This window comes from Pseudomonas sp. NPDC089918 (genome assembly GCF_050280605.1).
GTDB lineage: Bacteria > Pseudomonadota > Gammaproteobacteria > Pseudomonadales > Pseudomonadaceae > Aquipseudomonas.
Window position 1 is genome coordinate 1 of record NZ_JBNNVP010000103.1, and the last position, 1,532, is coordinate 1,532.

At 53.9% G+C, this 1,532-nt stretch carries 3 protein-coding genes and 1 pseudogene; 1 reads left to right on the forward strand and 3 read right to left on the reverse strand.

All coding sequences use genetic code 11. The annotated features are described in order from the left end of the window. Positions 1-105 precede the first annotated feature (105 nt). From ACQKPC_RS30345 to rplD, 3 genes and pseudogenes are all read right to left on the reverse strand, one after another. A pseudogene (locus ACQKPC_RS30345) lies at positions 106-465 on the reverse strand (50S ribosomal protein L2); the annotation flags it as partial. Between the two features lie 14 nt (positions 466-479). Further along, complete coding sequence (gene rplW, locus ACQKPC_RS30350; protein ID WP_002555488.1) at positions 480-779, reverse strand: 50S ribosomal protein L23; 300 nt, start codon at positions 777-779, stop codon at positions 480-482. Then, on the reverse strand, positions 776-1,378 hold the full coding sequence (gene rplD / locus ACQKPC_RS30355; RefSeq protein WP_007896707.1) for a 50S ribosomal protein L4: 603 nt from the start codon (positions 1,376-1,378) through the stop codon (positions 776-778). The genes rplW and rplD overlap by 4 nt, the downstream gene beginning before the upstream one ends. Between rplD and ACQKPC_RS30360 the strand changes: the two genes are divergently transcribed. Next, positions 1,373-1,532: YjbF family lipoprotein (locus tag ACQKPC_RS30360; RefSeq protein WP_427628329.1), on the forward strand; the 160-nt coding region annotated here is incomplete at its 3' end. The two genes, rplD and ACQKPC_RS30360, sit on opposite strands and share 6 nt — an antisense overlap.

The following is a 1,532-nucleotide window of genomic DNA, read 5'->3' on the forward strand; positions in this document are numbered from 1 at the left end:
TTACGCAGATATGGGATGGAACCGATCCATGGCATTTCAATTTTAGACTCCCTACCAATTTCTGCTGCAGAAGTAGGTAAAAATGTTCACACGAGATGCCAAAGCACCTGCGATCAGCTGGTCACCAGCACTCACGCCTTTAGGGGCGATGATGTAGCGACGCTCGCCATCTGCGTACAGCAGCAGAGCGATGTGAGCAGTACGGTTTGGATCGTATTCAATACGCTCGACAGTGGCAGAGATGCCATCTTTGTCGTTGCGACGGAAATCGACCAGACGATAATGCTGCTTATGGCCACCACCGATGTGACGAGTGGTAATACGACCATTGTTGTTACGACCACCAGTCTTCGATTTTTTCTCGAGCAGCGGTGCGTGAGGAGCGCCTTTATGCAGCTCCTGGTTGACCACCTTGACCACAAAACGGCGGCCAGGGGAAGTCGGTTTGCATTTAACGATTGCCATGATGCACCCCTTCCTTACTCAGCACTGCTGCTGAAATCGAGATCTTGGCCTGGCTGAAGGGAGATAACTGCCTTCTTCCAGTCATTACGCTTGCCCAGACCGCGAGCAGTGCGCTTGCTCTTACCCAGAACATTCAGGGTAGTAACACGCTCTACTTTCACGCTGAACAGGCTTTCGACGGCCTTCTTGATTTCCAGCTTGGTTGCGTCAGTTGCAACCTTGAAAACGAACTGGCCTTTCTTGTCAGCCAGAACCGTAGCCTTCTCGGAAACGTGCGGGCCAAGCAGAACTTTAAATACGCGTTCCTGGTTCATCCCAGCAGCTCCTCGAATTTCTTCACGGCCGACACGGTGATCAACACCTTGTCGTATGCGATCAGACTAACTGGATCGGAACCTTGCACGTCACGTACATCAACGTGCGGCAGGTTGCGAGCAGCCAGGTACAGGTTCTGATCAACCACTTCAGACACGATCAAGACGTCAGTCAGGCCCATGCCGGTCAGTTTGTTCAGCAGATCTTTGGTCTTCGGTGCATCAACAGCGAAGTCCTGAACCACAACCAGACGATCAGTACGCACCAGCTCAGCAAGGATGGAACGCATTGCTGCGCGATACATCTTCTTGTTCAGCTTCTGGGTGTGATCCTGAGGACGAGCTGCGAAAGTGGTACCGCCGCCACGCCAGATTGGGCTACGGATAGTACCGGCACGAGCACGGCCAGTACCTTTCTGACGCCATGGGCGCTTACCGCCACCACGAACGTCGGAACGGGTCTTTTGCTGCTTGCTACCTTGACGGCCGCCGGCCATGTAGGCCACGACTGCTTGGTGAACCAGCGTCTCGTTGAATTCGCCGCCAAATGTCAGTTCGGAAACTTCGATCGCTTGAGCGTCATTTACATTTAATTGCATGTCAGCTTCCCCTTAACCGCGAGCCTTGGCTGCTGGACGTACAACCAAGTTGCCGCCAGTGCACCCACCCTGAATTTCCACGCCACCAACCGCTACTGGGTCGACCCCCAGGACGGTTTCATCTTGCGCAGCGAGCAGCACCTGACGCCGCAAT